Source organism: Thiomicrospira sp. S5, from assembly GCF_003991075.1.
In the GTDB taxonomy this organism is placed as follows: domain Bacteria; phylum Pseudomonadota; class Gammaproteobacteria; order Thiomicrospirales; family Thiomicrospiraceae; genus Hydrogenovibrio; species Hydrogenovibrio thermophilus.
The window spans coordinates 301,777-324,020 of record NZ_CP014470.1 but is presented as its reverse complement, the minus strand read 5'-3'; the positions used below and the strand labels follow the sequence as shown (position 1 = coordinate 324,020).

21 protein-coding genes are annotated in these 22,244 nt (G+C 50.6%); all 21 read right to left on the bottom strand.

Translation table 11 applies throughout. The annotated features are described in order from the left end of the window. Window positions 1-6 precede the first annotated feature (6 nt). Window positions 7-720, bottom strand: coding sequence for a phosphoadenylyl-sulfate reductase (locus AYJ59_RS01490; protein WP_029939062.1), 714 nt, complete (start codon window positions 718-720; stop codon window positions 7-9). Between the two features lie 15 nt (window positions 721-735). Continuing rightward, a complete protein-coding gene (locus tag AYJ59_RS01485) occupies window positions 736-2,568 on the bottom strand; it encodes an SLC13 family permease (RefSeq protein WP_237260355.1) in 1,833 nt (610 codons plus the stop codon). Further along, complete coding sequence (cysN, locus tag AYJ59_RS01480; protein WP_127119118.1) at window positions 2,492-3,895, bottom strand: sulfate adenylyltransferase subunit CysN; 1,404 nt, start codon at window positions 3,893-3,895, stop codon at window positions 2,492-2,494. Before cysN ends, AYJ59_RS01485 begins: the two co-directional genes overlap by 77 nt. Continuing rightward, window positions 3,895-4,785 (bottom strand): sulfate adenylyltransferase subunit CysD, encoded by an 891-nt coding sequence (gene cysD / locus AYJ59_RS01475; RefSeq protein ID WP_127119117.1) that lies wholly within the window; start codon window positions 4,783-4,785, stop codon window positions 3,895-3,897. The genes cysN and cysD overlap by 1 nt, the downstream gene beginning before the upstream one ends. Then, the gene (gene cysG / locus AYJ59_RS01470) at window positions 4,763-6,190 is read right to left on the bottom strand and encodes a siroheme synthase CysG (RefSeq protein WP_206197889.1); all 1,428 of its coding nucleotides are present in this window, start codon (window positions 6,188-6,190) and stop codon (window positions 4,763-4,765) included. Before cysG ends, cysD begins: the two co-directional genes overlap by 23 nt. Window positions 6,191-6,197: 7 nt before the next feature. Further along, on the bottom strand, window positions 6,198-7,889 hold the full coding sequence (cysI, locus tag AYJ59_RS01465; protein WP_127119116.1) for an assimilatory sulfite reductase (NADPH) hemoprotein subunit: 1,692 nt from the start codon (window positions 7,887-7,889) through the stop codon (window positions 6,198-6,200). Further along, window positions 7,889-9,700, bottom strand: a complete 1,812-nt coding sequence (locus AYJ59_RS01460) for an assimilatory sulfite reductase (NADPH) flavoprotein subunit (protein ID WP_127119115.1) — start codon at window positions 9,698-9,700, stop codon at window positions 7,889-7,891. Before AYJ59_RS01460 ends, cysI begins: the two co-directional genes overlap by 1 nt. 309 nt (window positions 9,701-10,009) lie before the next feature. Further along, window positions 10,010-10,447 carry a SufE family protein gene (locus tag AYJ59_RS01455; RefSeq protein ID WP_237260354.1) on the bottom strand — a complete coding sequence of 146 codons (438 nt, stop codon included), beginning with the start codon at window positions 10,445-10,447 and terminating at the stop codon, window positions 10,010-10,012. 95 nt (window positions 10,448-10,542) lie between these two features. After that, window positions 10,543-12,594, bottom strand: coding sequence for a TonB-dependent receptor (locus AYJ59_RS01450; RefSeq protein WP_029939070.1), 2,052 nt, complete (start codon window positions 12,592-12,594; stop codon window positions 10,543-10,545). Window positions 12,595-12,657: 63 nt separating this feature from the next. After that, the gene (locus AYJ59_RS01445; RefSeq protein ID WP_029939071.1) at window positions 12,658-13,320 is read right to left on the bottom strand and encodes a hypothetical protein; all 663 of its coding nucleotides are present in this window, start codon (window positions 13,318-13,320) and stop codon (window positions 12,658-12,660) included. Window positions 13,321-13,391: 71 nt separating this feature from the next. Then, a complete protein-coding gene (gene hypE, locus AYJ59_RS01440; RefSeq protein WP_029939072.1) occupies window positions 13,392-14,447 on the bottom strand; it encodes a hydrogenase expression/formation protein HypE in 1,056 nt (351 codons plus the stop codon). Next, window positions 14,444-15,583, bottom strand: coding sequence for a hydrogenase formation protein HypD (hypD, locus tag AYJ59_RS01435; RefSeq protein WP_029939073.1), 1,140 nt, complete (start codon window positions 15,581-15,583; stop codon window positions 14,444-14,446). Before hypD ends, hypE begins: the two co-directional genes overlap by 4 nt. Before the next feature lies 1 nt (window position 15,584). Then, complete coding sequence (locus AYJ59_RS01430; protein ID WP_127119114.1) at window positions 15,585-16,316, bottom strand: D-sedoheptulose-7-phosphate isomerase; 732 nt, start codon at window positions 16,314-16,316, stop codon at window positions 15,585-15,587. Further along, window positions 16,306-16,626 carry a HypC/HybG/HupF family hydrogenase formation chaperone gene (locus AYJ59_RS01425; RefSeq protein ID WP_029939075.1) on the bottom strand — a complete coding sequence of 107 codons (321 nt, stop codon included), beginning with the start codon at window positions 16,624-16,626 and terminating at the stop codon, window positions 16,306-16,308. Before AYJ59_RS01425 ends, AYJ59_RS01430 begins: the two co-directional genes overlap by 11 nt. A gap of 75 nt (window positions 16,627-16,701) precedes the next feature. After that, entirely contained in the window at window positions 16,702-18,183 is a 1,482-nt protein-coding gene (locus tag AYJ59_RS01420; protein WP_127119113.1) for a sigma-54-dependent transcriptional regulator, read from the bottom strand. After that, on the bottom strand, window positions 18,180-19,082 hold the full coding sequence (hypB, locus tag AYJ59_RS01415; protein WP_127119112.1) for a hydrogenase nickel incorporation protein HypB: 903 nt from the start codon (window positions 19,080-19,082) through the stop codon (window positions 18,180-18,182). The genes AYJ59_RS01420 and hypB overlap by 4 nt, the downstream gene beginning before the upstream one ends. 2 nt (window positions 19,083-19,084) lie before the next feature. Next, window positions 19,085-19,417 carry a hydrogenase maturation nickel metallochaperone HypA gene (gene hypA, locus AYJ59_RS01410; RefSeq protein WP_038151755.1) on the bottom strand — a complete coding sequence of 111 codons (333 nt, stop codon included), beginning with the start codon at window positions 19,415-19,417 and terminating at the stop codon, window positions 19,085-19,087. A gap of 41 nt (window positions 19,418-19,458) precedes the next feature. Beyond that, window positions 19,459-20,475 (bottom strand): hypothetical protein, encoded by a 1,017-nt coding sequence (locus AYJ59_RS01405; RefSeq protein ID WP_127119111.1) that lies wholly within the window; start codon window positions 20,473-20,475, stop codon window positions 19,459-19,461. 32 nt (window positions 20,476-20,507) lie between these two features. Further along, a complete protein-coding gene (gene hybE, locus AYJ59_RS01400) occupies window positions 20,508-21,146 on the bottom strand; it encodes a [NiFe]-hydrogenase assembly chaperone HybE (RefSeq protein ID WP_029939080.1) in 639 nt (212 codons plus the stop codon). A gap of 2 nt (window positions 21,147-21,148) precedes the next feature. After that, the gene (locus AYJ59_RS13035; protein ID WP_237260404.1) at window positions 21,149-21,313 is read right to left on the bottom strand and encodes a rubredoxin; all 165 of its coding nucleotides are present in this window, start codon (window positions 21,311-21,313) and stop codon (window positions 21,149-21,151) included. Between the two features lie 61 nt (window positions 21,314-21,374). Next, window positions 21,375-22,244 carry a hydrogenase expression/formation protein gene (locus AYJ59_RS01390; protein ID WP_029939082.1) on the bottom strand — a complete coding sequence of 290 codons (870 nt, stop codon included), beginning with the start codon at window positions 22,242-22,244 and terminating at the stop codon, window positions 21,375-21,377.

Genomic DNA, 22,244 nt, shown 5'->3' with positions numbered 1-22,244 from the left:
GTCTATTCATTCGCGCAGATGGAGGCCGCACTCCTGATGCAATGCATCCTGCTGCTCCCACCACCAACGGCCGGCGCGTTCGTTTTCTCCCGGTTTGATCGCTCGTGTGCAGGGTTCACAGCCGATACTCGGAAATCCTTTGTCGTGGAGAGGATTATAAGGAATACCCTGTGCATCGATATAAGCTCTTACCTGCTGCGATGTCCAGGCCAACAAAGGATTGAACTTGATCAACCCGCGCTCCAAATCCTCTTCCAGCAACGGCACCCCCTGACGGAATGGAGATTGTTCGCTGCGCAGGCCGGTGATCCAGACCGCCGCTCCACTTAAAGCCCGATTTAAGGGTTCGACCTTACGAATATGACAGCATAACTTGCGATTCTCGACCGAATGGTAGAAGCCGTTCATGCCATGCGCTTCCACATAGCTCTTTGCCGCATCGGGTTGCGGAGCAAAACGCAAAATCCTGCGTTGGTAATGCGCCTCCGTCGCCGCAATCAATGCCTCGGTTTCCGCAAAAAGACGGCCTGTGTCCAATGTGAAAACTTCAATCGGTAATTCACAACGGAAAATCACATGGGTAATCAGCTGATCCTCCAGCCCCAGACTACTGGAAAACACGATTTTTTGTCCTTCCGTCAAACGGCAAAGTTGCGTGAGATAGCCCTCAATATCATCGGCTTCCAAATCTTCCAAAGCCCGCTTCAGTTCTTTAAACATTCTTCAAACTCCCTGTTAAAACGGCCAGACTAGCGGAATGACCGCCAGCGACACACTTGCACAAATTAAATTCAGCGGGATGCCCAGACGCAGAAAATCCACTAACCGATAGCCTCCGGGACCTGCCACCATCAGGTTGGTCTGATAGCCGATCGGCGTCAGAAAACTCGCCGAAGCCGCCATCATGACGGCGATCACAAAAGGCAGAAAACTGACCCCCAGCTGACCGGCCAGCTCGGTGGACACCGAAAACATCAACACGGCCGCCGCGTTGTTGGTCACCAGTTCGGTCAAAAGCGCCGTGATCAGATAAATCAGAACCAATGCCAGCAACGGCGTCGCACCAACGATCCCAAGCAGCGATTCAACCAGCCACTGGCTGACGCCGGTTTTCGACATCGCCACCGCCAGGGCGAAAGAAGCGGCAATCGTAATCAACGTCATCAAATCCACATAACGACGCGCTTTGACAATGTTCACGCAACCACTGGCAAGCATTGCTCCAGCAGCCAGAAGCGCAGCCTCCAGCATCGGTACAAAAGAAAACGCCGTCAACAAGAGCATCAAAAACAAAATACTCATCGCCCACGGCGCTTTGCGAAAGTTCGGCGGCGGCTCGTCGGCCAAAGTGCTGACCAGAAGGAAATCTTTGCGGAAACGATACTGCTCGACAAAACTCGACCCGGCTTCCAGCAGCATGGCATCCCCCAACGCCAATTTCACTTCGTCCAGTTCTTGAGTCAGGTGATTGCCGCCCCGGGAAATCGCCAAAACCCGAGCCTGGTATCGCTCCCAGAATTTCAGCGTTTTCAAGGGTTCACCCAATCCCGGAAAATCCGAACTCAGAATCACCTCAATCAAACTGGTATGCGGCGCCGAAAGCGGCGTCGGTGCTTCGCCAAGCAGTTTCAGCCCGGGATATTGACGCAACCTCTGACTCGCAAGCGGGTGACCTTTCAACCATAAAACATCGCCGGCCTGTAGAATCACCTGTTCCGGGTCTTCGGAAATCCACTCTCTGTTGCGCTGAATTCCCTGCCACTTTCCATGCTGCAAATGCTTCAGATCGGTCAGAGCTAGAGGTTTGCCTATACAGGGCGCCGACGGCAATATCTCAACCCGAACCTGATAAAGCCGCGCATCCGCGGGCATGGCAATCGGATTTTTACGTTTGGGCAAAAGCTTGCCGGAAAAGAGCCACAGAAACAGACTGCCGATCACCAAGGTCGGCAATCCGACCCAGGCAATGTCAAACATCCCCAGAGAAAAATGCTTGTCGGCCTGCAACAACCCGTCCACGACCAGATTGGTGCTGGTTCCAATCAGCGTCAGGCTGCCGCCCATAATCGCCAGAAAACTCAAAGGCATTAACAACTGCGAAGGAGAAATACGCAATCTGACCGCCCACTGCTGAATCACCGGAATGAAAATCGACACGATGGCGGTGTTATTCATCAACCCGCTCAGACCCGCGATCGGAACGACCATATTGCCGATGGCTCCACGCTGGGAAGCCGGCCGCCCCAACAACCAGTGTCCGAGCCAGTAAACGGCACCGGTTTCTCTTAAACCCGCGGCAACCACGTACAGCAGTGCGATTGTCATTACTCCGGGGTTAGCGAACCCTGCAAAGGCTTCTACCGGGCTCAAAATTCCGCTGACCAGCAGTACACACAGCGCGAACATCATCAATACGTCGGCGGCAATATTCGTCACGGCCATCGCCAGTAACACCAGAATAACCATGCCGAGAGTCAGTCCTGCCTGCCACTCAATCATCGGATTCACCCGCCAATCTCGGCAGGTCACGAATATGCCAATGCGGAAAATGCTTGCGCATAAGAGCATTCAGTTCCAGTTCAAAATCGGAAAACCGCTGCTGCTTTTCCTGCTGAATTTCGCGAATCATCCCCGCGGCAACCGTCGCATTGCTGAAGCGATCGATCAAAATAAAAGCTCCGATGCCTTTCCGATAACAATCCAGCAAGGTCGATTCGGCCAGTTCGATAGAAACCAGACCGATTTCATTCATCTGTAATCCCGACGCCGGCTCTCTTTCATATCGATTGATATCGATCTTGTGATCGACTTTGCTCACGCAAGCCTCGGTCTGACGGGCGGCAAACTTAATATAGAAACTCTGTCCTTCCTGCATTGCCTGCTCGTCAAACCAGACCAGATGCGCATCAAAGCGGTTTGAAAACCCGACCTCTTCGGTTTCCGGAATGATCCAGTCTCCGCGACTGATATCGCGTTCATCCTGTAAAACGACGGTAACGGCCTGACCGGCTTCCGCGACGTCAAGATCGCCATCGAAAGTCACCAGACGTTTGATGCACGAACGTTGCTCTCCCGGATAGATTTTCACCGCCTGACCCAGCTGCAGGCAACCGGATTGCACCGTACCGCTGTAGCCGCGAAAATCAGCATTCGGTCGATTCACCCACTGCACGCAGAAACGGTTCGGAGCCGCTTCAGACAGAGCTTCAACCGAGAGATTTTCCAGATACGGCAAAAGCGCTTCCCCTTGATACCAGGGCATTTTGTCGCTTTTTTCCAACGTATTCTCGCCTTTCAAGGCCGATACCGGAATCGAGTAACTGCTGACGCCTCCCAGCGTTTGGGCGATGGTCTTCAGTTCTCTTTGAATCGCATCGAACACCTGCTCGTCGTAGTTCACCAGATCCATTTTATTAATGGCGACAATCCAGTTCCGGATACCCAGCGCATGGCAGATAAAAGCATGACGACGGGTCTGGCGCTGCACGCCATAACGCGCATCCACCAATAAAATCGCCGCTTCGGCAGTCGAAGCGCCCGTCACCATGTTTCGAGTGTACTGCTCATGCCCCGGCGTATCGGCAATAATGAATTTACGTTTGTCGGTTGAGAAAAAGCGGTACGCAACATCGATGGTAATCCCTTGCTCACGCTCGGCCTGCAAGCCATCAACCAGCATCGCCAGCTCCAGATCGCCTTCGGCATTTTTGCCTTTCACATCGTGATGCAGCCCCTGCAGCTGATCTTCATACAGCTGATGGCTGTCAAACAGCAAACGACCAAGAAGCGTGCTTTTTCCGTCATCGACACTTCCGCAAATAAGTAAGCGCATCAGCGATTTACTGCGATGCTGTTGCAGATAATCCCGAATATCGATTGCCTGTGATTCGTTCATTAGAAATAGCCCTCCCGTTTTTTCTGTTCCATTCCAGATTGATCCTGATCGATCGCCCGTCCCTGCCGTTCCGAAGTCGTAGCTCCCACCGTTTCCGCCACGACATCCTCCAAAGTCGTCGCCCGCGACGCTATAGCCCCGGTCAGCGGATAACAGCCCAGGGTACGAAATCGAACCCATTTTTCTTCCGGTTCTTCGTCTGCCTGCAATGGCAGGCGTTCATCGTCGCGCATGATCCACATGCCATCGCGACGAACCACTGGACGCGGCTTGGCAAAATACAGAGGAACCAGTTCAATCTGTTCCTGCAGGATATACAGCCAGATGTCCAGCTCGGTCCAGTTGGACAAAGGAAACGCGCGAATGCTTTCCCCTTCATCAAGCGCTCCGTTGTAGATATTCCACAATTCCGGACGTTGCGCCTTCGGTTCCCAGCGATGGTGCCGATCGCGAAACGAATAAATACGCTCCTTGGCTCTCGACTTCTCTTCGTCTCGGCGGGCTCCACCGATCGCCGCATCAAAACCATGCAGAGACAAAGCCTGCTTCAATGCCTGGGTTTTCATCAGATCGGTATGCTTCGAACTGCCGTGAACAAACGGGTTTATGCCGATTTCCAGCCCCTGCGGATTTTGATAAATCAGCAAATCAAAACCGTGTTTTTCAGCCTGACGATCGCGAAATTCGATCATCTCCCGAAACTTCCAGTCCGTATCGACATGCAATAACGGAAACGGAATGCTCCCGGGATAAAATGCTTTGCGGGCCAGATGAAGCAGAACCGAAGAATCCTTGCCGATCGAATACAACATCACCGGTTTTTTAAACTCCGCGGCGACTTCTCTCAAAATATGAATGCTTTCTGCTTCAAGCTGTTCTAAGTGCGTCATTTTCCATATCCTTGTTTAATTCATGCGATGTGCCCCGCCAGGCGAGCTTTTCCGCCAGAGCGCACACTTCGCCGACAATCAGCAAAGCCGGGCTCTTGATCTGTTCCGCTTCAACCGTGCGGGTCAGTTCTTCCAAACAGGTCAGCACCACCCTCTGTTGCGGTAAAGTGCCGTTTTCGATAATCGCCACCGGCGTCTGCTTTTCACGACCGAACTGCAGGAGTCCGTCACGAATGTCCGAACTCCGAATCAGCCCCATATAGATCACCAGCGTCTGTTCGGATTGAGCCAAAGCGCGCCAATCCGGAGTTTCGCCGCCCGGCTTGCAATGCCCGGTTACCAGCTGAACCGTCCGCGAATAATCGCGATGTGTCAGTGGAATACCGGCATAAGCCGCGCATCCGACCGCAGCACTGATTCCCGGGACAATCCGATAATCAATACCGGCCGCTTTTAAAGCTTCACATTCCTCTCCGCCGCGCCCGAAAATAAACGGATCGCCGCCCTTCAGACGGCAGACCGACAATCCTTGCTGCGCCAGATGAATCAATAACCGGTTGATTTCTTCCTGCGACATCGAATGACAACCGGCCTTTTTGGCCACGCAGATACGTTCCGCATCACGGCGTGCCAGCTCCAGAATCTCCGCTGAAACCAGGCCGTCATGGACAATCACATCCGCTTGCTGCATCGCCTGCAGAGCCTTAATGGTCAGCAGCTCAGGATCACCCGGCCCGGCGCCGACCAGTGAGACACAACCCCGATCCGCTGCAAATGCCTGCAGCTTGTGATCCAAAAGCTTCTGTGCGCCCTCCTGATCGTTGCTTTCCACTCGACGAGCGATCTCGCCCCGAAACGTCTGTTCCCAAAAAGCCCGGCGTTGCCCGACATCCGGCAAAGCCGATTTCACCCGGCTTCGGTTATGCTGCGCCAAGCGACCGAGCCCGGACAGGCTTTGCGGTAATATCCGCTCCAGTTGCTCACGAGTCTGACGAGCCAGCACCGGAGCATGACCTCCGCTGGAAACCGCCAGCATCAGCGGGCTGCGATCGACGATTGCCGGGAAAATAAAACGACACAGTTCGGCATCGTCCACCACATTCACCGGAACGCCCTGTAATTCGGCAGCGAGAAAAACCTGCCGATTGACGCTGTTCAGATCCGTAGCGGCGATCACCAGGCGCATGCCGGCAAGCTGATCGGGATGAAAATCTCCCTGAAACCACACCAATTCCTTTTCGGAACAGAGGATTTCCAGATCGGGACACAATTGCGGTGCAACCAGATTGATCTGCGCCCCCGCCTGACGTAATAAACGAATTTTTCGCAAGGCAACGTCGCCCCCGCCAACCACCAATACCGGCTGGCGTTTCAAATCGACAAAAATCGGCAAATAGTCCATCATCGGTTCCTTAAGACAGGTGATCGTGAAAATCACGTCCTTCGAGCGTGGCCTTGATGTGCCCCGCACGAATCACAAAATCACCAAACGCTTCATCGTTCATCCTTTCCGCTGCATAGGCTCCGAGCAATGCGTCAAGCAGCGCCAAAATCTGCTCTTCGGTGATGTTTTCCCGGTACAGCTTATTCAAACGGGTTCCTTTACCATCGCCGCCCAGATACAGGTTGTAACGCCCCGGAGCCTTACCGACCAGAGCAATTTCTGCCAGAAACGGGCGAGCGCAACCATTAGGGCAACCGGTGATGCGCAGAACGATCGGTTGAGATTCAAGTTGGTGTTTTCGCTGCAGAGTGATGAACTTCTCGACGAAACTTCCCAGATAACGCTCGGCTTCGGCCATTGCCAGCGTGCAGGTCGGCAAAGCAACACACGCCATGGAATGCAGATGCTGGGGTGCCAGCCCATCCTTAAGCAATCCATATTCGCGGGCAAGCGCTTCGATACGCGCGCAATCGGCTTTCGGCACCCCGGCAATAATCAAATTCTGACTGGCGGTGATCCGGAAATCCCCCTGATGAATTTTGGCAATTTCCGCCAGGCCGGTTTGCAAGCGGCCATGTTCGCCATCCTTGATCCGTCCGTTTGGGATAAACAGCGTCAAATGCCGCAAACCATCCACCCCGTCAACCCACCCGAAACGATCGGTATGCCGAGTGAATTCGTAAGGGCGACCTTCTGCAAAGACCACTCCGCAACGGCTTTCAACCTCTTGCCTGAAAACATCCACTCCCAGACGATCAACGGTATATTTCAGGCGCGCAAAACGCCGCTCTCTGCGATTACCGTGATCGCGCTGCGCCGTAACCACTGCCGTCGCGACGTCCAGCACCTGTTCCTTGCGGATAAAACCGAGATTCGAAGCCATGCGCGGATAGGTTTGTTTATCCCCATGCGTGCTGCCCATGCCGCCGCCGACAAGGACATTGAAACCGATCAACTCGCCTTGTTCGGCAATCGCGACAAAACTCAGATCGTTGGCATGCACATCGACGTCATTGTGCGGCGGAACCGCAACGGCAATCTTGAACTTGCGCGGCAGGTACGTTTTGCCATAGATCGGTTCCCGGTCCTCAGCGCCGGACGGATTCGGTTCATCCATCCAGATCTGATAATAGGCCCGGGTCGACGGCAGCAAATGCTCGGAAATCTGCACGGCATAGGCATAAGCCTCGTGATGCAGGCGCGACTCGACAGGGTTCGGATTGCACAAAACCTGACGATTCACGTCGCCGCAGGCAGCGATGGAATCCAGCATGATCTTGTCCAACCCCTGAATCAACGGCTTGATATTGCGTTTTAAAATGCCGTGATATTGAAACGTCTGGCGTGTCGTCAGACGCAAGGTGCCGCTTTCGGTCAGCTGCAGCGCCAGTTCATTGGCCGCCAGCCACTGCTTCGGAGAAACGATTCCGCCGGGAATCCGCACCCGCAGCATGGCCGAATAAAGCGGTTCCAGTTTGCGTTCCTTGCGATCCTTGCGCAGATCGCGGTCATCCTGCTGATAGAACCCATGAAACTTGATCAACTGCTGATCGTCTTCCGAAAAGGCTCCCGTCACTTGACTGTTCAGCGCCTCGGCAATTGTGCCGCGTAAATAATTCGATTCGCTTTTGATACGTTCGTTATCGCTTAATTGAGTCATCAATACACGTCCTTCTGGTAGCGTTTTTCCTGTTTTAACTGGTCAAGGTAAGCCTCGGCCTCTTCCCGGCTGCGGTTTCCATGTTCGGCAATCACATCGATCAGAGCCTGATGGACATCCTTTGCCATGCGCGAAGCATCGCCGCACACATAGATAAAGGCTCCGCGCTGCAGCCATTCAAAAAGTGTTTTGCCTTCTTCTTTCAAGCGATGCTGAACATAAATCCGCGTCGCCTGATCTCTGCTGAAAGCGGTATTCATTCGTGTTAGCAGCCCGCTGCGCAGCCATTCCTGCCACTCCTGCTGATAGAGAAAATCCTCGCAAAAACGGCTATTGCCGAAAAACAGCCAGTTTTCTCCCTGAGCCCCGACCTGCTCACGATGCTGCAAAAAGCTGCGGAAAGGAGCGATACCGGTTCCCGGACCGACCATAATCACCGGCGTTTGAGGGTCTTGCGGCAACTTGAATTCCGAAGGCTGGACAAACACGCGAATGTCGTCGCCCTCTTTGAGAGAAGCGAGGAAACCGCTGGCGCCACCGTAATGCGTACTGCCGAAAGCGTCATATTCCACGGTACGGATCGTCAAATGCACTTCTTCGCCGACTTCCGACTGCGCCGAAGCAATCGAGTAAAAACGCGGTTGCTGCTTACGCAACATGTCCGCCAAATCCTGTGCCTCCAGCCGGCACGGGAATTCGGCAACAATGTCATAGATCTGCCGTTCCGCCAGATAGGCTCTCAAAGCTGCGGCGTCTGCAACGGCCTCTCGTAACAGGCTGGTTGCTTGCATCTGATCGGTGTGTTCGGCGTAGGCCTTGGCAAACTTCGGATAACTCTGTGTCAGTTCGAACGTTTCAAGCAATGCGTGGCGCAGTTCGACCGCCTCTCCATCAAGTTGCACCGTTTCCGTCCCTTTCAAAGAGAGGGTTTTCAGCAACTCGTCCACCGAAGCCGCATTGTTCCGGAAATAAACCCCCAGAACATCGCCCGGCTGATACTGAATTCCGGAATTCTCTAAAGAAATTTCATAATGGCGAATATCCTTGGCAGAACCCAGTGACGTAATGGCCTGATTCACCAGCAGCTGTGCCTTGAACGGCGTCTGTTTGCTGTACTCTGTGCTTGCAGGTACATTCCGATCCGAAGCGATCGCAAAGGAAGATTCCTCTGGCTGTTGCGCCTTCAAAACACTCACCAGCTGCTCACTCCAGACGTTTGCCTCTTGTTCATAGTCGACATCCAGCGCCTGAACAGGCAAAAATGCCTTGCCGCCCAGATCGGAAAAACGTCGATCGGCGTCAATCGCGGCCTGACAAAAGAATTCGTAAGAACGGTCTCCCAGACCCAATACCGCAAAAGACAGATGCTTTAAATCCGGCGCACGTTTGCCGGACAGAAGTTTGAAAAAGCTTTCCGCCGATTCCGGCGGTTCACCTTCGCCCTGAGTGGATGTGATCAGTACCAGCCTGCTCTCTTCTTTCAACTGGCTCAGTTTGAAATCGGATATGTTTGTCAATTCCGCTGCCAGGCCAGCCTGACACAGGCTGTTATGCAGCTGCTCCGCCAGGCTTTGAGCGTTTCCCGTTTGCGAAGCAAACAGGATTCTCACCGGTTGTATGTCGGAAACCGACGATTTTTCAGCCGCCATAGAAGGCAAATTTTCCTGCTTGAAGCCATCCCATCCTCTGGCGGCCAAATAACCGCTTAACCATGCCAGTTTGAAAGGAGAAGCCCCATTCACCAGTTTTTCAATCCCGTCTCTCTCGTGCGGCTCAAATAGTAATAAAGCCGGGTCCGTGTAATTTGACATAACCTGTGTATCCTAAAAAATAATGGTTGTTCCTGTTTGTAGAGGCACAGATTACTTTCTATTCAATATTAAATAAAATGATATATATTGATTATTAAATCTAATTTTGAGATATAAAAACATAAGAAAAATAGTGAGATATTCACTTTTCCCCAGCTTTCTACTAGAAGTTTTACTTAATCTAAATCAACGAATTTCGATTGGAAAAGTTACTTTTCAGGAAAGATATAAAATTGAAAACACAAGGTATTAAATAAAAAGAAGCAGGGATTACCCGATTGACGGCAAGAAGATGATATAGCATAAATATCAAATAGATAGATACATTTTCGCTTCATCTCTGATACGCTTTATCATGTGATATAGCCCAGTCGAACGATTTGGAGAAAGCTCTTGTAATAATCCTGTTCTAGCTAAAAAATCTAGAGAGGTATGTACGATTTCCTCAGGAGATCGACCATTGTAAATTTTGAGTAGTAACACAATTAGCCCGGAAACAATTGCAGCATCCCTTTTTGCTTTTATAAAAAGTAAGCCGTTCTTATTTTCGATATGAATCCAGACTTGCGATTGGCAGCCATGAATTCGATTCTCTTCTGTTAAAAAAGAAGCGTTCAAATTTTGTAACTGCTTGCCCATATCAATCAAATAGCGATAACGATCTTTGGAGCGACTAAAATGCGTGAAACGCCTGACAAAGTCGGCTTGAACCTCATCTACTCTCATTAAAGGAACCACACAACTCACCCTATTTTTTCCTCCTTTGATTTTAAGAACTCAAATAGCCCATTAACTAGTTAGGTTTACGTTCTAGTTAATGGGATTTGCATTCGGTTAAACCTCTAAAACAGATAACTGACTTTAAAGCGCAATGCTCTCGGCTCAACAGGATGGAAATGGATGTCATCAACACCTTGCGCCGGTTCAAAACTCAAGCGCGATGTGTAGTAGTAATCGATATCGTGGTCGCGGCTATCCAACAGATTGAACACTTCCAGTTCCGTGCGCCACTTCTTCCAGGCATAGCCCATCGCCGCATTCAGAATCGTGCTGTCTTTGGATTTCACGCTGTTATCGCTGGTTAAAGGTCTCGCGCCCAGATGGCGAATTCGCAAAGACTGACGCCAGCCAAGGTCGGGCATATGACTGATGCCGGCGCTAACGACAACAGGAAGCGCACCATCGATATATTTTCCTTCCCCGGCAACCGTATCGGTAAAGCGCGATTCGGTATAGGAGGCTTCAAAGTCCAGGTTCACATTTTTTTGCAGGCGATAATAGCCGGCGAACTCAACCCCATAGCGTTCCGACGGACGGCTGGCTTCGGTATTCCCGGCATCGCCGACAAACAGCAGTTCTGAATCCAGTTTCAACCACCAGAAGGCCAGAGAGGCATTGAACAATCCCGGAGTCGAAAAACGTACCCCGGTTTCGGCACCCACACTGCGAACCAGCAGATCGACCGAGTCTACCGGCGTTCCGGATTGCGGATCGATTTCGATGGTCGCGCCGCGCGCATCGTTTGAATGGAAGCCCTGCCCGGCATTCAGATAAGCTTCCCAGGCGTCGTTAAAGGCATAGCTCAAACCGCCTTTCAGGCTGGCGATGCCTTCTCCGGCACTGCCGCTGTTGGCACTCAAATCACTCTCGACATCGGCCGCAAAGTAATCGTAACGCGCCCCGCCCATCAGACTCAGTTTCGGAGTCAGATCAACATCTGCCATGGCATATAAGCCGATCGACTTTTCCGATACCTTGTCTTTACGGATGGTGTTGAACCTGGTGCGGTCCTGTGTGTTATACAAGGCGACTTCACCGATATCGTCATAGCGGAACTGTGCTCCGTACTGGGCCTGTCCCGAGTAGTTGCCGCCGAAAAGGAGAACCCGTTTGACTTCACCGCCGTAAATCCAGCGTTTATCGACCTGTTCGAATTGATCGCCCTGTGCTGGGTTATCCAGATAGTAGGTAAAATCCGACCATAAGTTCATATTCGACTGAATCGCATAGAGATTGGCCGACCAGCCATCGTTACCCGACCACTGCCCCGACAAACTGTAACGGCTGGACTTCCCGCCGACGCTGGTATCCAGAGAACCGTAAGTATCAATGATTCCCTGATCGACGGCTCTTTGTGGGATCTGGTCAGCGGAGTCCCACTGATTGTCGTAGGCCATAAAGGTGACAGAGTAGGTTCCCTGTGGCGTATGACCATGGTAACGGGCCAGAAAGTTCTTTTTCTCGACGCCCTCTTCGACATCGCTCCAGGGGCCATCGTAAGTCTGCCCTTCCAGCCCGAGAACCAGATTGCCGGAAGCGGTTTTGAAGTCGTCCATCAGCAGGGCGCGTTTATAGCCGTACTCGCCAACTTCAACTGTAGCACTTCCTGATTCCAATGCATTCGGCAGATAAATATGTGCGGCACCGGCACTGGAGAAGTCGCCGTTCTGCGGATAATAGACCCCTTTCTGGTAATCCATGCGCTTGATCATCTCGGGGATGATGAAGTTCATGTCCATATACCCCTGACCGTGGCCATGGGTACGCATATTCAGCGGCATGCCATCAACGGTAATGCTGAAGTCGGTTCCGTGATCGAGATTGAAACCGCGCAAGAAATACTGATTGGCTTTGCCGCTGCCGCTATGTTGGGTGACCGCCATGCCCGGAACAAACTCCAGAATCTCTCCGACTCGCAACAGCGGACGCTTTTTGATTTCACCATCACCGATCACCCCTTCCGAGGTCGAAAGCGACTCGCCGATATAGGATTGATAGTGACCGTCAACCTCGATCGCTTCCAGTTCCAGAGGTTTCGGCTCTTTTATTTCGTGCGCAGAAGCCTGAGCCGAGATTGCCAAGCAGGCAATCGGCACATAATTCAAGCTTTTCATAAAGTATCCTTAAGGTATTTTTATTTATGTAGACGTTTTGAAAGAATCGTGAATTGCTCCCGCCTAAAAGAACAACGAATTGCTGCCTATCAGAATCGAACCGACCCCGGCAATAGAGAAAGCGGTACAGACATTGCGTCTGGTCGTTAGCAGGTTTTCATTCACAAATGCAATCAAAAGCCCGAAGACCAGAAAGACCAGCAACACACCCAACGAGAAACTGGCGACCATGAGCAAAGAAACCGACTGGCCAGAGATGGCAGCCAAAGTGATCAGCATCCCCCGAATGCCGCCGATTCCCATCAGAGTGCCAAGTGAGATTGCCGAGGCCAGACGCGTTTTCTGTTCGATACTCTGTTCCTGCATCTCGTGCGAATGAGAACGACCAAACCAGATATGGGTGTGAGTGACGCCTTCGTGCTGATGCTGATGCAACTGAATGCGTTTGGTCGCGACCAGAAACAGTAGATACACTCCGATGCCGATAATCACTGCCGATGCAATCACATCACCATAAGCCAGAATCTCTTCCGGGATGTCCATCTGCTGCAGAATTTTCGCAAACAGGAACAGGGTCAGGCCATGCGCAACCGCAAAGCCCACCGTATAGATCAGGGTTTTTCTGCGATTCTGCCCAATCGAAAAATCGGCGATCGCCATCAGATGATCCGGCCCGAATGCGTGCAGAATGCCATAATAAAAAATAATCAGTAAACCGAATTCCATGCTCAGTTTCTCTTTTTTTAAACAGATTTTTCAATCTGAAGGGTAATCGAACCGGTCTGTCCAGACCGGATTTAACAGATTCTCGGAAGCTGCTCACCGACCAGCATATCGACCACTCGCTTGCCTCCGAAATCGGACTGCATAACCACCCGTTCTCGGTGATCGGCAACCATTTCGGCAACCATCGCCGAATTCATGCCTGCCGGATGGGTGCGCATCAATTGCAACGCCTGCTCGGCAAAATCGGCCGGAACAACCAGTGCGACCTTGCCCTCATTAGCGAGATACAAAGGATCCAGACCCAGCACTTCACACACGCCACGAACTTCCGGTTTAATCGGAATTTGCCCTTCGTCAATCAGAATGCCGACTCCGGCCCCCTGAGCATATTCGTTCAACACCGTCGCCAGGCCACCGCGGGTCACATCGCGCATTGCATGTACGGGAATGCCTTCTGCAAGCAGTGACTGAATCAGGGTTGTCAGGGCAGCACAGTCGGACTCGATCGTCGTTTCCAGCGCCAATTCGCCGCGCGCCGCCAGAATAGCAACGCCGTGATCGCCAATATCGCCATTGATCAGCACCTTGTCTCCGACCTGGATATGTGTGATACCGGACTCAATACCAATATCCAGAATGCCGACACCGGCAGTATTGATAAACAATTTGTCGCAACTGCCGCGATCTACCACCTTGGTATCGCCGGTTACAATCCGCACATCGGCTACTTGCGCCGCGATTGCCATGTCCGCCAAAATATCAATCAGCTCCGCAAACGCCAGTCCTTCCTCGATGATCAGACCGCAGCTCAAGTACAACGGCTTCGCTCCGGATACAGCAAGATCGTTCACCGTTCCGTTGATGGCCAGATGCCCGATACTGCTGCCGGGAAAACGAATCGGCGTCACCACATAGGAATCCGTCGTCATACAAAGGCGACCGCTTGCCGGAAGCGGCAACCTGGCCTGATCCTCCAGAGGTGAATTCGACGGCTTGCCGAAAAACGGCAAAATCACCTGATCAATTAACTGTTGCATGGCTTTACCGCCACTACCGTGGGCCAAAGTAATCACCTGATCACCGAAGCGTTCGACCAACTGCTGTTTAAGGGTTTCTATAGCTTTCATCGATTTACAACCTGGGAAAGAGGAATCTCAATTTGTCCGTAATGGTAATGAGCTGCACAGGCACCTTCGGTCGAAACCATCAATGCACCGATGGGGGTTTGCGGCGTGCAGGATTTACCGAACAACTTACACTGTTCAGGCTTAATCACTCCGGTAACCACTTCACCGCACTGAGCGGCATCCGGATCGGCGATTTTCAGTCTCGGCATGGCGAATTTACGTTCGGCATCAAAATCGGCATATTTCTCGCGAATCCTCACACCGGAGTGATCGATTGAGCCCATGCCGCGCCACTCGAAAAACTCGCGAAGTTCGAATACGTCACCAATCGAGTGCAAGGCCACCTCATTCCCCATTTTCGGAACGATCCGCTCGTATTGATTTTCAATTTCACAACGCCCGTCAACCAATTGCTTGACCAGCATGTAGACCGACTGAAGAATATCCAGCGGTTCAAAGCCGGCGATCACCATCGGACGATGGTAATCTCTGGAAATGAACTCATAGGGCTGAGAGCCGATCACCATACTGACATGCCCCGGTCCTAAAAAACCGTCCAGTCTCATATCCGGTGAATCCAGCATCGCTTTAATGGTCGGAATAATCGTGATGTGGTTGCAGAAAAGGGAAAAATTTTTCACCCGTTCTTTTGCCGCCTGCTGAATGGTCAGAGCCGTGCTCGGCATGGTCGTTTCAAAACCTAAACCAAAAAACACCACCTCACTATCCGGGTTTTGCTTGGCAATCTGCAAGGCATCCAGCGGCGAGTAAACCATCCTGACATCGTGCCCTTCGGCCTTTGCCTGCAGCAGACTTTTTTTCGATCCAGGAACGCGCATGGCGTCCCCGAAGGTCGTGAAAATCACGCCCGGCTGCTCGGCAATCGAAATGCAATCGTCAACAACTCCCATCGGCAGCACACACACCGGACAGCCCGGCCCGTGAACAAATTCGATTTCTTCGGGTAAGAACTGTGCCAGACCGTAGCGGAAGATCGAGTGCGTATGACCCCCACACACTTCCATAAATTGTAACGGGCGCTGTTTGGAAACATTCAGTGTCTTAACCAGTTCGGCGATTCTTTTGGCGATCGCCGTCGCCTGCTTGCCATTACGGAATTCATCGACATATTTCATCTTATTTCCCAACCTGTTTTTTGCGGTCATCAGCCAGAAGCGAATGAACCAGATCCCATAAAATGTGGTACGTCGTCAGATGGCTTTCCTGGATTCGGTGAATGCTCATACTTTCGACGACCAGGCAAATATCCACATCCGGACTTTTTGCCATATCACCACCATCCATTCCGGCAAAACCAATGGTGTGCATTTTCAGCTCTTTCGCTTTAGCAAAGGCCTGCATCAGGTTTTCGGAACAGCCACTGGTGGAAAATCCAACAAGAACGTCACCACTTCTTGCCTGTGCAATTAACTGTCTGACAAAGGCATTGTTAAATCCCAGATCGTTGCTTGCAGCAGTAATCATGGTCGAATCCGCGCCCAAGTTGATAGCCGGAAGCGCCGGCCGGCCTGCTGTGATCGGATGCAGAAATTCCACGGCAAGATGCGAGGCATCGCAACTGGAACCGCCATTCCCCATTGAGAACATTTTGCTGTCGTGACGGTAAACATCGGCAATGCATTTGGCCGCCATCAGCAGTTTGCTTTCCTGCGATTTGAAGTAGGCAAGTTTGACCTGAACGCTCTCTTGAACTTTTTGTTGCATGGAAGCGGCAAGTGTTTCGTCAGACAGACCAAAAGGAGCGACGTCTATGTTGGCCGAAGCGTCGGCTGGCGATTGACCAGCGGCGTTGTCTCCCGTAAAGGGATAAAATCCACTGAGAATGCTGTCGGTTGATTTATCCTGCATGACGTTCTGCTCCCGAATGCGTTTGACGGAGCGATTGCTCGCTTTCCTTCATTGCATCCAACTCTTCTTCGACTTCTCCAAGCTCACGCAAGATAGCCAGCGTTTTGGCCGCCTCTTCTTCATCGATTCGACTCATGGCAAAACCGACATGAACCAAAACCCAATATCCGACACAACTGTCCACCGGTGCGTCTGGTTCGATCACGCAAGCGACATTCACTTCACGTCTGACTCCAGAAACATCAACCATGGCTAGCTGGCGCTCCGGGTCGGTTATTTCGACAACCTGTCCGGGAATTCCTAAACACATATCAACTCCTCCCACTCTTCTGTTTTCTATTTACGAGCTCTGATTACTCAGCCGTTTCACATCACAATTCGATATTTACCCGGCTTTTTCACTGACCGCCTCGCCCGAGAGATTTTCGGTGATTCCAAAACGTTCCATTTTCTGACGCAGACCTACGCGGGACAGACCAAGTTCTTCAGCCACTTTAGTCTTATTCCAACGAAGACGAATCAAGGCCTCACGAATAATCTGCTCTTCAATCTGCGCCACTTTTTCTTTCAGGGAACCATTCACACCCGATACCCATTCCAACTCCATTTCCATGTCTTCCGGAGCAGCCCGTAAAACACGTGGAGAACAAAATTCAGCACGAAGTGGTTCACCTTGCGGCGTCATCATAAAACTGCGTCCGATCTCGTTCTGTAATTCACGAATATTTCCCGGCCAGCGGTAGTCCATCAGGCACTGGATCATCTCGTCGGTAAAGCCGCAGAAAGGACGTGCGTACTGTTCACACAAATGCTTCAAAAATGCATTCGCCAACAGCGGGATATCTTCCTTGCGTTCATGCAAGGAAGGCAACTGGACCACGTAGCCAACCAGACGGTAAAACAAGTCTTCGCGGAAACGTCCGGCTTTGACTTCCTCTTCCAGGTTTCGGTTCGTCGCCGCCACTATACGGACATCCACTTTGCGCGGTTTTGAATGGCCAAGTGGACGAATTTCACCTTCCTGCAGGACACGTAACAATTTGACTTGAAATGATTGGGAAATTTCGCCGACTTCATCCAGAAACAAAGTCCCCCCGCTGGCCTGTTCGAACAGGCCTACATGGTCCATATAAGCCCCGGTAAAAGCACCTTTCTTATAACCGAACAACTCGCTTTCCAGCAGTTGATCCGGCAAGGCACCGCAATTTTCGGCCAGGAAAGGCCCATCCGATCTCGGCGAGTTATAGTGGATCGCTCTGGCGAAAAGCTCTTTTCCTGTCCCTGATTCACCGGTAATCAAAACCGGGAAATCGAAAGACGAAATCTGGCAGACCCGTTGAATCACCTTATCCAACAAACCATCCTGAGTTCGTACGATCTCATCGCAACCGTAGGTTTTCTTTAACTGCTCTTTCTTCTGCTTGACTTCTTTTTCAAGCGCACTCGGAGCGACTTTCAATTCAACCGATAACAGACGGTTTTCGCGCTGTAGCTCAAACAATTCGACCGCATTTTTTAAGGTATGAATCAACTGTTCCGGCTGCCACGGTTTTTCAATGTACTGGTAAATACCGGCTTCATTCACGCCACGAATGGTATCTTCAAGACTGGAATACCCAGAAAGTAAAACCCGAATAACATCCGGCCATTGCTCTTTGACTCTAATTAAAAACGACACGCCTGTTTCTTTCGGCATCCGATGATCACACACCAGCACTTGTATATATTCGAAACGCAGAATTTCTTCCGCTTCCTCTGCCGATAAAGCTGTATAAACCTTAAAATCTTTGCGTAAAGTTCGCTTTAGGGTTGCAACCGATTTTTCGTCGTCGTCAACGACTAACACACTTGGTTTTTCCATAATCATAGACTGACATCCAATGCTGACTCGATTGCACTTACCTGCGACTGAATACGTTCGGCAAAACTGTTCAACTTTCCATTTCGGCGAGAAACCAGCCAGTTTAGCCATTCATCCATTCCTTCACCGCTTTTCGCAGAAACCGGAAGGACCTCGATATTCGGATTCACTTTTTGCGCGTACTGGATGCAGGCATCGACATCAAAGTCCAAATAAGGCAGTAAATCGACTTTATTGAGTACCATCAAATCTGCAGCCGCAAACATATCCGGATATTTAATCGGCTTGTCTTCCCCTTCAGTCACCGAAAGAATCGCCACTTTATGATCTTCTCCAAGGTCAAATGCCGATGGGCAAACCAGATTGCCGACATTTTCGATAAACAGAACACCGTAATCTTCTACATCAAGGTGAGAAACTGCATGCCCGACCATATGAGCGTCCAGGTGACAGCCTTTGCCGGTATTGACCTGAATCGCAGGCACTCCTGTAGCTCTAATTCGGTCGGCATCGTTAGCCGTTTGCTGATCGCCTTCGATCACTGCGACTGGTAATTTATTCTTCAAACGTTCGACGGTTTGAGTCAACAAAGTCGTCTTACCTGATCCCGGACTAGAAACCAGATTCAGCACGAACAATCCCTTATGTCCGAATGTATGACGATTTTCATGAGCATATTTGTCATTTTTCGACAGAATATTCTGTTCGATCTCAATCATTCTGCCTTGACTCAACCCAGGCGCATGCGCATGCGCCGGGCCTTTACCGTAATGGAGATCGCCATGTTCACCATGCTCGTGATCGTGGCTATGCTCGTGATCGTGATCGTGGCTATGCTCGTGAGTATGGGCATGCCCGCCCTCGATGGAAACTTCTCCGTCCCCGCAACCGCAAACTGTACACATATTTACTCTACCTCTATCTCTTTGATACTCAGCGTTTCTCCGCCTGTAACTTGCAACATATGGCTACCACAGGCGGGACAATCATCATAACGGTTTTCGATCTGAACATGATTAGAACATCCCAGACACCATGCCTGACCTTGCTCGGTAGCAATAATCAATTCGGCTCCGTCTGCAATTGAATTTCGGGTGACCACATCCCACCCAAAATGTAACGCATCGACTTCCACACCGGAAAAAGCTCCGATCGTCAACCATACTTTTTTTACCTTTTGAAAATGCTGTTTCTCCGCTTCGCTTTCCAAAGAAAGAACAACGCCTTCGCAAATAGACATTTCATGCACAATCGCCCCCCTGTCTTTATACTTTTTTATCCCTACGTAACGAATCGAACCGGCACACAAGGGTCAACCACCTGAGCACACAGAGTGGCACACTCTTTCCAGAGTTCGGCATCGGAGACCTGACTTGAAAGTTCACTCAACATTTTTTTTGCCAAACCTTCCGGATGGAAATTCCATTCCGTCGGAGCGCAAATTGCATAATCCTTTACCTTTCCAGATACCACGTATGCCGAATGATAAAGACGCCCTCGCGCGGTTTCGACCCAGCTTTGGCAAACCTCTTCAGACCGATTTACACCGAAAACAAGGCGTCCATACTCATTTTTCTCACTTTCGAACGACCTCCAAAAAGCAGCGGCATCGAACCATTTAGCTTGAACTCGATCAGTCATTGGCAAACCGGTTATAAAATCAGCCGATTCATTTTCAGCTTCAATTCTGGAGAAGGCGCTGTTTTCATATACTCTTCTCTCGCAGGCCGGGGATTTCACCCACTCCTGCCACTCTCTGCGTTCAATCTCAATCAGCCCGTTAGCCTTTTCCCCGGACAGAAAACCATGCAGCCCCGGCGGCAAACTTGCCTGATTAAAACAAAAAGTCGATTCCTCTATTCTAAATAAACGTTCCATGAGTTTTTCTGCCCACGAACCCGGCAAAACAATCGCACCGGAAACTCGACAAAGGTCGATACCGCATTTTGCATAAGCATCGACAATCAAACCGGCCAACAGTTTTTTATTTTCCAGTTTGATTTGCCATTGACCGACTCCTTGCAGCAAGCGACCGGTCTCGGATGCATCGCAGATCTGAAAATGACGCAGCAACTGAATCAATGTCAGGTAATGCTCTTTCAGTGCTTCAACCGTTACTGCTCTTTGCATCTCATTCAATGACAGGGAACTCATAGGTAACAATGCCAATTGCGAAGCGAATGTTTGCGCTTGGCTGCATAGCTGGTAGACCAATCCGACAAACTGGATCACTTGTTGGGGCTCCCGGTTGGCACACATTGCCTGCAATTGGAAGGGTCTCTTTGACTCTACACTCAAAGGCGCTTTCCTGATATGTACCTCACCCTGCATCAGACACTCTCTGCAGCTTCATCGGCTAATGCATCCAGCCCGAACAGTTTTCGTCTGGAAATCACGGAGTCTCTTTTTTCTTCCGGTTTTTCGACTGTATTTTTCTGCTTTACCGGCTTTTCTTCTTTCTGCGGTTTAAACAGATTCGGTTCTTTGGCAGCAGTGTCAAACACAAGCTTTAAACACTGATCAGCCAGAGATACCGCTACCTCCTGATTTTCGAAGACATGGGTATCCGAAACCAAAGAACAAGTATAAAAATAGCCGAGCTCATCTTCATAATTGACAATAAAGTCATAATCTCCGGAAGGAAACTTGACGAGAACCGATTCTCCCATCCCTGCATCGTATAGCTGATGATGCCGGTCCTTACCTTCTTCATCGACAATTTTAAAAATCAGATTCACGAACCAGGGAGAGACCATCGTTCCTAAATAAATATTGGTGCAGATCTCTTTTAAACTTGCAAAACCGACAGATAACCTTGGATTAACGATTGGTAAATCCTTCATTGCTCCCTGATAGACTTTCTCAAAATGTCCCTCGACCCGCTCTTTCCAAAGCTGGGCATCAAAACTCTCCGTCGGAGAGAATTGAATTGGCTGGCTATTGCTGTTCGTCAGGTTTCGAGTATTCATTGTCAAGCATCCTCATCAGCCAGGACCATAAATTGGTCTTTATCACCGTCGCAATCCGGACAGCGCCACTCAGGAGGCAGTTGCGAAAACGGCGTCCCAGGGGGAACCTGCCAGAAATCGTCTCCAATTGCCGGATCGTAAATATACCAACAGATTTTGCACTCCATCCTCGTGTTCTCATTAATCTGGGAATCATCCCCCAGATAAGAACCTTCAAATCCTTTCGGGTTATTGTGTAACACGGACCGACTCCAACATCTCAGCGATTCGTTCATGACTGTCCTCGATGTCTTCAAGCGACGCCTGCGTCACAATCGGCACATCAACGACTTCAAGTGTGTTCAGGATCATTTTGTCCTCGGAGTTGAAATACTGAACCCACCAAACGTATTTCAAGCCCGTCGAAGAAACTCGGCAACTACCGTAACCCCTGCTCAGGAAAATCGCCGGACCTTCACCAAGAGTATCGCCCAACAACTGCAAGTCTTCGGGGGATTGCGGCAACAAGGTCAAATTGACGATGTGTGCTGCATTTCCGTCCTCATATTCTCTAGATTTTTCATTCAACTCGGTTAACAAAGAAGGTGCGTTAATAATGCCTTCCGGCAAAACATCAGGGAGATTCGCTGAGCTTTTCGCATCCTCAAATGTATGCTTGGAAACAATTTCGGGAATCAAACCAATTTCAATCGCTTGAAACGGCTTCCCTGAATGTCTGCCTGCTATTCGCCAGACTCCGGCTAGAACGGTTTCTTGAATTCGGTATTCGCCGTCTCTCTGATTGAAAATCAAAGAAACCTCCCCTTCTCCAAAGAAACGATTAATAAAATCAAGATCATCTGCCGGCAAAGATCCCAAATCTAACAATACGGGTTCTCCCGTATCCTGAACCTGCAGCAGAGATGCCTTGACCTGCTCAATCACCTTCTCTGCCAGAGGATAGTGGTGCAAACTATCGTCCATGATTACCGGAGCATGAAACACACTCATATCATTAGGCATGGGCATATAGTCCAGAACCATCCCATCCTCGCTGTCTGGCTGAGAACCCGGACCAACGACGGAAACCGGAATGCTTAACTCTCTATACTGGGACAT